The sequence below is a fragment of the Streptomyces recifensis genome, from assembly GCF_002154615.1.
Lineage (GTDB): Bacteria > Actinomycetota > Actinomycetes > Streptomycetales > Streptomycetaceae > Streptomyces > Streptomyces griseoluteus.
This window is the reverse complement of sequence record NZ_MUNH01000534.1, coordinates 1-8,132: the sequence shown is the minus strand read 5'-3', so window position 1 is coordinate 8,132 and position 8,132 is coordinate 1. Positions and strand designations below refer to the sequence as shown.

The following is an 8,132-nucleotide window of genomic DNA, read 5'->3' as shown; positions in this document are numbered from 1 at the left end:
CCCTGGGACCGAGAGCGTCCCGCCCGTCCGCAGACGGCACCCCAGCGCACCCCCCTGTCGCGCGAGCGGATCGTCGAGGCCGCCTTCACGGTGCTGGACCGTCAGGGGCTCGACGGGCTCTCCATGCGCCAGGTGGCCGCGGAACTGGGCGTCACCGTCTCCGCGCTCTACGCGTACGTCAGCTCCAAGGACGACCTGCTGGAGCTGATGTACACCCGGCTCTTCGACGGCTTCACGATGCCCGCCCCCGACCCCGAGCGGTGGCGCGAGCAGATCCGGGACTACGCGCGCGCCGGACGCGAGCGCCTGCTCTCCCACCGGGACGTGGCCCGGATCTCCATGGCCCACGTCCCCTTCACGGCCGAACTCCTGCCGCACGTCGAGGGGCTGCTCGCCATATTCCGCACGGCCGGGCTGCCGGACCGGATCGCGGCGGAGGCCGGCGACCTCATCTCCACCTACATCGACGGCTTCGTGCTGGAGGAGGGCATGTGGCAGGACCGGGCCGCCGCCCGGCCGGGCGACGGTGACTCCTCACCGGCCCGCCCCGACTGGCGCGAGATGGCCGGTGAGATGCAGAACTACTTCGCGTCCCTGCCGCCGGCGGACTTCCCCCACCTGCGCGCACTCGCGGACGTGATGGTGTCCGACTCCTCCGACGAGCGGTTCGACATCGGCCTGGAGATCATCCTGCGGGGCCTGGCGAGCTACCTGCCGGACAAGGCGCCGGACGCCTGACTCGGCGTCCTCCCGCCGCCCGCGCCTTGGACGCCGCAGATTTCTGCTGACGGGCCGTCGGGTATGGAGTGGTCCTGGTCGTTCGTCGAGCGGTGGGACGCCACGCGAGGGGAGGAACGCATCACGCCCCCCAAACCCGTCACCGCAGGTCGGACGCAAATGCGGCCTCTCCGGCGCGACGGTTCTCACACCGTGGTGACGGGGACGCGTGGCGCGGGTGGAGAAGCACGACCGATCATGTGGCGGCCGTGTGCGCGGATCCGGTGGGCTGAGGGACCATGGGAGGCAGAGCAGTGTTCCGCCTCCGGCTGCGAAGGAGGTCCCCATGGCAGCCGAACCGCCCTTCGAGCCGCCCATCGGGCCTGTCCTGACGGTCTCGGCCGCCGACGTCCGGCTGCCCGAGCTGATCCTGGCCGGGGACATCGGCGCCGAGGCCCTGCGCGATCTGGAGGAGGTCCTCGGTTCCCCGCCCCTCCACACGGCCACCGCCTGGACCGTCGACATGAGCCGGGTGACCCGCATCGACCTGGCCTGCGCCTATGCCCTCCTGCGGGGAGCCACCCTGCGGCCGGAACCCGCCGAACTCACCATCCGCGGCCCCCGCCGGACCGTCCAGCGCATCCTCCGCAACGCGGGGCTCGACGTGGTGGCCGTCATCGAGGAGTGAGGCGCACCTGCGCCGGCCCCACGGCGACCTCGGCCGGCTCGCCGCCGGTGATCGGTACCAGCTCCGGGAACGTCGTCCGGAACACCGTGTGCGGCATTCCGGCGCCGGCCCAGAGGTGCTCGTGCTCGGCCAGGGGCGCGTCGATCAGGGTGCGTACGGGCTGCGGATGCCCGACCGGGGCCACGCCGCCTACCTCCTGGCCGGTGGCCGATGAGGACGAAGGCCGGGTCCGCGCGCCGGAGGCGCTTGCGGCCACGCCCGGCGACCGGCGGCGCGCCCGGGTGTCCACGCGGTGGGCGCCGCTGGTGAGGACGAGCAGCGGGTCGTCGTCGACGGAGAAGACCAGGCTGTCGGCGATCGCGCCCACCGGGCAGCCGACCTGGGCCGCCGCGGTGGGCGCCGGGCCGCGGAGTCCGACCACTTCGGCGTCGCTGCCGAGTTCCCGCGGGGCCTGACCCTGCGGGCGGTCGCCCCCGCGACGGGGGTCTCTACCGGGATGCCGGCGCATTACTTCCCGACGAATGGGGCCCTGATCACCCACGCCCTGGACCTGCTGGAGAGCCGGACCGCCGGGCACCCGAGCCGCGAACACCGCACCCGGCCACCGATGCCGCTCGACATCCTGCCGCTGACGGCGGGGCACACCGCCAGTGACCGGATCTGGGTGAGTTCCCGGAAGACCTGCCGCTCGCCGACGACGGGCCGGCCACCGAGCAGGCGGACCGGTACACCCGGCTGCGCTCCCCGCTCCGTCCTCACCCGGAAGCCGCGCCCGAGCTGGGCGAACTCTCCGCGCACGCCGGCCCGGAACAACTCGCCGGGGCCGCCGTAGCGTTCACCCACGGCCTCGTCGTGCAGACTCTTCTCGATCCGGGCCGCTTTTCCGAGGACGCCCAAGTCGCCCCGCTGGACGGCTTCTTGGCGTCCCTCGTCGCGTCCTGAACTGCTCCCCTCCAGTAGTACCGCCGTTCGATTCGATCGCTCACGCATATGTGCGAGACCCACGGGCAACCGAAGCGGAAGGCGTAGAGGACAGGTGAAGGACCTCCTCGAAGACTCCCGTTCAGGGGAGGGGATCGTGGACAGAACAGACAGCAAGAGCGAGAAGAGCGGTCAGGATTCGGACGAGCGCATGGACCTGCCGACCGTGATGCGGCAGGCGGGCGCACAGCTCGCCGGGCTGCTCCAGCGTCAGGTGAGCGCGGTCTCGGCCGTGAAGGCCACCGACGACGGCTGGATGGCGGACGTCGAGGTCGTCGAGGTCGAGAAGGTGCCGGACACGATGAGTGTCATGGCGTCCTACCGCGTCGAACTCGACAAGCAGGGGCGGCTCATGGCCTACGAGCGCGTACGCCGGTACGCCCGGGGTCAGATCGACCGCCGCTGAATCAGAGGGCGGCCGCAGCGAATCGAGCCGCGCGACGCCCTGAACGGATCAACGGAAAGAAGTCAGCATGGCACTCGTACAGCAGTCCAGCACCCAGTCCGGCGGAAGCGGCGGCGGTGGAGGCAATCTCTACGACGTCCTCGAACTCATCCTGGACCGAGGGCTCGTGATCGACGCGTTCGTGCGCGTCTCCCTCGTCGGCATCGAGATACTCAAGATCGACGTCCGGGTGGTCGTCGCCAGCGTCGACACCTACCTGCGCTTCGCCGAGGCGTGCAACCGCCTCGACCTGGAGGCCGGCCGCAAGGCGCCGAGCCAGCTCACCGACCTCGTCGGCGACATGACGGAGAGCGGGGCGAAAGGAAAGTCGAAAGGAGCACTGACCGGAGCCGTCGAGGCGTTCACCGAGTCGCTCGGGAGCAAGCGCGACGACTCCGAGGAGGAGGAGCCGCAGCCCCGTAAGCGCGCGGCGCGCAAGTCCACGTCCAGCCGCCAGTCCAGCCAGAACCGCGGGGAGTAATCCGTGCCCACTTACGTCTACGGCATCACCGGAGCCGACCATCCGCTGCACCTCGAGGAGGTCTTCGGCGTCGGCGAGACCCCGGCACCGCTGCGCACCGTCCGCACCGGCGACCTCACCGCCGTCGTCAGCGACGCGCCGGAGGGGCTGCGGGCCAAGCGCCGCGATGTGCAGGCCCACCAGCGCGTGCTGGAGGTCCTGATGGGCGACGGCGCCACCCTCCCCATGCGCTTCGGACTGCTCGCCCCCGACGACGAGCAGGTGGCGAGCGCGCTCGACGCCGAGAGCGACCGCTACCGCGCCCGCCTCGAGGAGCTGGACGGCCACGTCGAGTACCACCTCAAGGTCTCCCGCGACGAGGACGACCTGCTGCGCGAGATCGTGGCCGAGTCCGAGCAGGTCCGTGCGCTGCGCGAGCGCACTCGCGACCAGTCCGGCGCGCACGACGAGCGGGTCGCGCTCGGTGAGCTGATCTCCCACGAGGTGTCCGCCCGCAGCAGCGCGGAGGCCGAGGACCTCTCCCAGCGGCTCGCGCCCGCGGCGACCCGTCTCTCGGCGGGCGAGCCCAGCTCGACGCACTTCCTGAACGTGTCCTTCCTCGTCCCCGAGGACGGGGTGGAGAGCTTCGTCCAGGCCGTGGAGCGCGAGTCGGACCAGCGCGGGGACGCGTACACCTTCACCCTCACCGGGCCGCTGCCGCCGTACAGCTTCGTCTGATCGCACTCGCCCGGCCGACGACGGAAGGGAGCGCCGGAATGGGACTCATCACCGGCATCGTGACCTTTCCCCTCGCCCCCGTGCGCGGCTCGCTCTGGGTCATCGACCAGGTGCTGACCGCCGCGGAGGAGGAGTACTACGACCCGGAACCCGTCCGGCGCGAACTGGCCGAACTGGAACGGGCGTTGACCAGCGGCCAGATCTCCGACGAGGAGTACGACCGCCGCGAGGACGAACTGCTCGACAGGCTGGACGAGATCGACGCCCACCGGCGAGGGAACGGAGGAAGTCGCTGACCAGACCGCGCACACCACGACCCGCAGAGACTGAGGTGCTCAACGAATGACCAAGAACGCCAAGATAGCCGCCGCCCTGGTGGGCGGATACGTACTGGGGCGGACCAAGAAGGCCAAGATGGCCATCGGCCTGGGCATGTTCCTGGCCGGCAAGAAGCTCGACCTCGATCCGCGCCGCATCGGCACGCTGCTCGCCGAGTCGCCCGCCCTCGCCGGTCTCAACGCCCAGGTCCGCAAGGAGCTGGTGGAGACCACGAAGGCCGCGGCCACCGAGGCCCTGACCAAGCGCGCCACCGGCCTGGCCGACTCGCTCGCCGACTCCATCTCCCAGCGCACCAAGGCGCTGGACGGCCCGCAGGGCGACGAGGCCGAGGACGAGGAAGGCGACGAGGAGGAGAAGCCCGCCCGGCAGCAGCGCTCCTCCGCCTCTGGGGGCACGCGCCGCAAGACCGCGGCTGCCCGTAAGAGCACCGGCGCCGCGAAGTCGGCCGCCTCCCGCAGCGGAGCCTCCCGCGCCGGCGGGGCCGCCAAGAAGCGGGCCTCCTCCGCCACGCGCAAGAGCGGCGGTAACGGCAATGGCTGATTCCGCGCTGAGCAGGGCCAAGGACGAGGTCGTCCACAACGAGTCGACCGACCGGCTGAAGGAGGCGCTGGGCAACTATCTGCGCGCCCGCGCCGAGCACACCGTCAGCCAGCTCGGTCACAAGCTCGGCGAGAGCGTCACCAAGCTCGGCACGCCGGGCGAGGGCGGCCCGCTCAAGAGCCTCGCCAAGGGCGGGCAGGCGCTCGCCGACGGCAAGTCACCCGCCCAGGCGGCCATGTCGGCGGGCGTCTCCCACCTGAAGGACACCGTGAAGGACAAGGTCAAGGGTCTGTTCGGCAAGGGGCGCAAGTCCGGCGGCGGCAAGTCCAAGAGCGTGACCATCGTCGAGGACATCGAAGTCGGCGTGCCGGTGCGCGAGGCGTACGACCAGTGGACCCAGTTCCAGGAGTTCTCCACCTTCGCCAAGGGCGTGGTGAGCGTGGAGAAGGCGGACGACACCACCAGCAACTGGAAGGTGAAGGTCGCCAAGTCCACCCGCAGCTGGAAGGCGAACGTCACCGAGCAGGTGCCGGACGAGCGGATCACCTGGACGACGGAAGGCGCCAAGGGCACCGTCAAGGGTGTCGTCACCTTCCACGCGATCACCGACAACCTCACCAAGGTGCTGCTGGTCCTGGAGTACTTCCCCAAGGGGCTGTTCGAGAAGACGGGCAACATCTGGCGCGCCCAGGGCCGCCGGGCCCGGCTCGACCTCAAGCTCTACCGCAAGTTCATCATGATGCGCGGTGAGGCCACCGACGGCTGGCGCGGCGAGATCCGCGACGGTGAGGTGGTCGTCAGCCACGAGGACGCCATCGAGCAGGAAGAGGCGGAACAGGGCGAGGAGCAGGACGAGCCGCGCGCCGAGGAAGAGGCCGACGCGGGCGAGCCCGCCGACGCGGCCGACGCCGACGCCGACGAGGACGACCTCAAGGACGACGAGTTCACCGACGAGGCCGTCGAGGACGAAGAGCCCGCCGAGGACGGCGAGGAGGAGTACCTCGACGAGGCCGACGACGACATCGAGCCCGAGGACGCCGAGGAGTACGAGGCCGAGGCCGACGAGCCGGAGGACGAGGAGTCCTACGACGAGGCCGAGGAAGAGCCCGAGGCGGACGAGGAGACGGCTCCCCGGTCCTCCCGGCGCCGGCGCACCGCCGACGCGAGCGCCTGATCCGGGAACCAGCCGAAAGACAGGGTTGAGAACGTGTCCGATTCACTCGCCGGTCGAATGCCGGGCCCTCCGCGCTCCGCGCCGTCCTACGCGGGGCAGGGAAGCGGCGCCAATCTGGCCGACATTCTGGAGAGGGTCCTCGACAAGGGAATTGTGATCGCGGGGGACATCCAGATCAATCTGCTCGACATAGAGTTGCTGACCATCAAGCTCCGCCTGCTCGTCGCATCCGTCGACAAGGCGAAGGAAATGGGCATCGACTGGTGGGAGCACGATCCCTCGCTCTCCTCCCGCGCGCAGCCGTCCGCCACCGCTCCCGCCGCGTCCGACCCGGCGCTGAGCGAGGAGAACGAGCGGCTGCGGGCCGAGATCGCCCGACTGCGCGCCGCCGCCGAGCTGCCCGCAGGCCAGGAGGCCGATGCGGCCGCCCGGCCGGAGCCCGCGGAACGGGAGACCGGCCGTGAGTGAAACGGAGATGGAGTACGTGTACGCCGTCGGCCTCGGGGACCTGGCCCTCGACGGGACGGCCCCGCTCACCGGGGTCGACGGCGCCGCCGTACGCACGGTCGGCGGTGGACGGGGGCTCACCGCCCTGGTGTCCGCCGTCCCCGCCGACCGGTTCGCCGAGGAGCACCTCGCGCCCCAACTCGAGGACCTGGAAAGGCTGGAGGCGATCGCGCGGGCCCACCACGCCGTGGTGGACGCCGCCTTCGCCACCGCCACGGTCCTCCCGATGCGCCTGGCCACGGTCTACCGCGACCGGACGCGCGTCGCCGCCATGCTCGACGAGCAGCACGCCTATTTCGAGGACCTGCTGCGCACCCTGGACGGCCATGTCGAACTAGGGCTGAAGGTGTACGCCGAGCCGCGCGCCGCCGCGCCCGCCGAGCAGCCCGAGCCGGCGGGCGCGAGCCCCGGCCGTGCGTATCTGCAGCGCCGCCGCGCCGAACGCCGCCGCGCCCAGGACACCTACGGCGCCGCCCGCGACACGGCGGAGCAGGCGGCCCAGGTGGCGTCCGCGCTTGCCTCCGCCCGTGCCGTCCACCGCCCCCAGCAGGGCGAATGGTCGGCCGGCCGGGGGGAGAACGTGGCAAACGAGGCGTATCTCGTGCCCCGGCAGGACGTGGACCGGTTCCGGACCGAGCTGGGCGCGCTCGCCTCGGACCTCCCCGGTGTCACCATCGAGGTGACCGGCCCCTGGGCGCCGTACTCCTTCGCGGGCGGGGTCGCGAGTTGAGCATGCGGCCCGCGAACGGACAGGGCGCCGAGCCGGTCGGCCAGCCGCCCGTCGCCCTGATCGACCTGCTGGACCGGCTGCTGAACGGCGGGGCGGTGCTCACCGGCGACATCGTGCTGAGCATCGCCGACGTCGACCTGGTGCACATCAACCTGCGCGCCGTCATCCGCTCGATCACGGGGGACGCGCCGGGGCCCGCCATCATCCCGCCGCGTGCCGCACCGAGCAGGCCTGAGGAGATCTGACGATGCCGGAAACACCCGCACCCGCGAACGCGCTGGCCGCCCACATGCGCACGGACCCCGACACGGTGGAACGGGATCTGATGAAGCTGGTGCTCACCATTGTCGAATTGCTGCGCCAGCTCATGGAGCGCACGGCCATTCACCGGGTGGACCAGGGAGATCTCGACGACGACCAGGAGGAACGCATCGGTATGACGCTGATGATTCTCCAGGAACGCATGGAAGAACTGTGTGAGCGATACAACTTGACAATGGACGAACTGAACCTGGATCTCGGCCCGTTGGGATCGTTGCTCCCCCGGGACCTGTGAATTCGGAAAACCTGTTTTGGCGCCGGGGGAAAGGACATTAGGGCACTATGACTGACGACAAAAAGAACACCAGGAGCACCACCGCGGCGAGTGCCAAGAAGGCCGCCTCCTCCCGCACCGCCACGGCGCGGTCGACGGCCGGCAACGCCAAGGAGCAGGCGCAGGAGGCCAAGAAGTCGACGGTCTCCACCGCCCAGTCGGTCGGTGACACCACCCAGCGCGTGAGCCGTGCGGCCGTCGCCGGTCTGCAGACCGGC

Annotated in this window: 15 protein-coding genes; 14 read left to right on the top strand and 1 reads right to left on the bottom strand. The window is 70.9% G+C overall.

The annotated features are described in order from the left end of the window. Both CCN33_RS25110 and CCN33_RS25105 read left to right on the top strand, forming a co-directional pair. On the top strand, nt 1-738 hold a 738-nt coding region (locus tag CCN33_RS25110), incomplete at its 5' end, for a TetR/AcrR family transcriptional regulator (protein ID WP_244173937.1). 325 nt (nt 739-1,063) lie between these two features. Beyond that, entirely contained in the window at nt 1,064-1,405 is a 342-nt protein-coding gene (locus tag CCN33_RS25105; protein WP_086695750.1) for an STAS domain-containing protein, read from the top strand. Here the strand turns inward: CCN33_RS25105 and CCN33_RS25100 are convergent. Then, a complete protein-coding gene (locus tag CCN33_RS25100; RefSeq protein ID WP_244173936.1) occupies nt 1,392-1,826 on the bottom strand; it encodes a YbaK/EbsC family protein in 435 nt (144 codons plus the stop codon). The two genes, CCN33_RS25105 and CCN33_RS25100, sit on opposite strands and share 14 nt — an antisense overlap. A 239-nt stretch (nt 1,827-2,065) precedes the next feature. Between CCN33_RS25100 and CCN33_RS33680 the strand changes: the two genes are divergently transcribed. From CCN33_RS33680 to CCN33_RS32240, 12 genes are all read left to right on the top strand, one after another. After that, on the top strand, nt 2,066-2,347 hold the full coding sequence (locus CCN33_RS33680) for a TetR family transcriptional regulator C-terminal domain-containing protein (RefSeq protein WP_341866593.1): 282 nt from the start codon (nt 2,066-2,068) through the stop codon (nt 2,345-2,347). Nucleotides 2,348-2,483: 136 nt separating this feature from the next. Then, complete coding sequence (locus CCN33_RS25090) at nt 2,484-2,792, top strand: gas vesicle protein GvpO (RefSeq protein WP_244173935.1); 309 nt, start codon at nt 2,484-2,486, stop codon at nt 2,790-2,792. 67 nt (nt 2,793-2,859) lie between these two features. Then, nucleotides 2,860-3,312 carry a gas vesicle structural protein GvpA gene (locus CCN33_RS25085; RefSeq protein WP_086695747.1) on the top strand — a complete coding sequence of 151 codons (453 nt, stop codon included), beginning with the start codon at nt 2,860-2,862 and terminating at the stop codon, nt 3,310-3,312. A 3-nt stretch (nt 3,313-3,315) separates the two neighbouring features. Further along, on the top strand, nt 3,316-4,029 hold the full coding sequence (locus CCN33_RS25080; RefSeq protein WP_086695746.1) for a GvpL/GvpF family gas vesicle protein: 714 nt from the start codon (nt 3,316-3,318) through the stop codon (nt 4,027-4,029). A 38-nt stretch (nt 4,030-4,067) separates the two neighbouring features. After that, nucleotides 4,068-4,325 carry a gas vesicle protein GvpG gene (locus CCN33_RS25075; protein WP_086695745.1) on the top strand — a complete coding sequence of 86 codons (258 nt, stop codon included), beginning with the start codon at nt 4,068-4,070 and terminating at the stop codon, nt 4,323-4,325. 46 nt (nt 4,326-4,371) lie between these two features. After that, entirely contained in the window at nt 4,372-4,908 is a 537-nt protein-coding gene (locus CCN33_RS25070; RefSeq protein ID WP_086695744.1) for a hypothetical protein, read from the top strand. Continuing rightward, a complete protein-coding gene (locus CCN33_RS25065) occupies nt 4,901-6,082 on the top strand; it encodes an SRPBCC family protein (protein ID WP_086695743.1) in 1,182 nt (393 codons plus the stop codon). The genes CCN33_RS25070 and CCN33_RS25065 overlap by 8 nt, the downstream gene beginning before the upstream one ends. Before the next feature lie 57 nt (nt 6,083-6,139). Then, complete coding sequence (locus tag CCN33_RS25060; protein ID WP_086695742.1) at nt 6,140-6,550, top strand: gas vesicle protein; 411 nt, start codon at nt 6,140-6,142, stop codon at nt 6,548-6,550. Then, nucleotides 6,543-7,319: a GvpL/GvpF family gas vesicle protein gene (locus CCN33_RS25055; protein WP_244173934.1), complete on the top strand. Its 777-nt coding sequence runs from the start codon at nt 6,543-6,545 to the stop codon at nt 7,317-7,319. Before CCN33_RS25060 ends, CCN33_RS25055 begins: the two co-directional genes overlap by 8 nt. Nucleotides 7,320-7,321: 2 nt before the next feature. After that, nucleotides 7,322-7,564: a gas vesicle protein gene (locus CCN33_RS25050; protein WP_086695740.1), complete on the top strand. Its 243-nt coding sequence runs from the start codon at nt 7,322-7,324 to the stop codon at nt 7,562-7,564. Between the two features lie 2 nt (nt 7,565-7,566). Then, nucleotides 7,567-7,875: a gas vesicle protein K gene (locus CCN33_RS25045; protein ID WP_086695739.1), complete on the top strand. Its 309-nt coding sequence runs from the start codon at nt 7,567-7,569 to the stop codon at nt 7,873-7,875. A 47-nt stretch (nt 7,876-7,922) separates the two neighbouring features. Further along, nucleotides 7,923-8,132, top strand: a 210-nt coding sequence (locus CCN33_RS32240; RefSeq protein WP_167387940.1) for a hypothetical protein, incomplete at its 3' end; no start/stop codon positions are given.

Coding starts and splice junctions, on each gene's coding strand:
- CCN33_RS25105 (WP_086695750.1), top strand. CDS start 1,064: ATGGCAGCCGAACCGCCCTTCGAGCCGCCCATCGGGCCTGTCCTGACG.
- CCN33_RS25085 (WP_086695747.1), top strand. CDS start 2,860: ATGGCACTCGTACAGCAGTCCAGCACCCAGTCCGGCGGAAGCGGCGGC.
- CCN33_RS25075 (WP_086695745.1), top strand. CDS start 4,068: ATGGGACTCATCACCGGCATCGTGACCTTTCCCCTCGCCCCCGTGCGC.
- CCN33_RS25070 (WP_086695744.1), top strand. CDS start 4,372: ATGACCAAGAACGCCAAGATAGCCGCCGCCCTGGTGGGCGGATACGTA.
- CCN33_RS25065 (WP_086695743.1), top strand. CDS start 4,901: ATGGCTGATTCCGCGCTGAGCAGGGCCAAGGACGAGGTCGTCCACAAC.
- CCN33_RS25060 (WP_086695742.1), top strand. CDS start 6,140: ATGCCGGGCCCTCCGCGCTCCGCGCCGTCCTACGCGGGGCAGGGAAGC.
- CCN33_RS25050 (WP_086695740.1), top strand. CDS start 7,322: ATGCGGCCCGCGAACGGACAGGGCGCCGAGCCGGTCGGCCAGCCGCCC.
- CCN33_RS25045 (WP_086695739.1), top strand. CDS start 7,567: ATGCCGGAAACACCCGCACCCGCGAACGCGCTGGCCGCCCACATGCGC.